At 67.3% G+C, this 223-nt stretch carries 1 protein-coding gene; it reads left to right on the top strand.

The window, feature by feature from the left end; translation table 11 throughout:
- On the top strand, positions 1-223 hold a 223-nt coding region (locus tag E4K09_RS14125; RefSeq protein WP_134498038.1), incomplete at both ends, for a diguanylate cyclase domain-containing protein.

Below are 223 nucleotides of genomic sequence, written 5' to 3'. Positions count from 1 at the left end.
GCGCGGCCCTCGCCCTGCGCATCGTCGAAGCCGTCAGCATGCCCTACGATCTCGAGGGGCAGGAGATCGTCATCGGCACCAGCATCGGCATTGCCGTTGCCTCGGAGGGGAACCTGTCGCCCGACCAGCTCCTCAAGCAGGCCGATCTTGCGCTCTATCGCGCCAAGGCCGACGGGCGCGCGACCTATCGCTTCTTCGAGCCCGAGATGGACGCGGAGCTGCA

The sequence above is a fragment of the Microvirga pakistanensis genome, assembly GCF_004458765.1.
In the GTDB taxonomy this organism is placed as follows: Bacteria; Pseudomonadota; Alphaproteobacteria; order Rhizobiales; family Beijerinckiaceae; genus Microvirga; species Microvirga pakistanensis.
The sequence above is the reverse complement of the archived record's forward strand: the minus strand, read 5'-3'. Positions and strand labels throughout refer to the sequence as shown.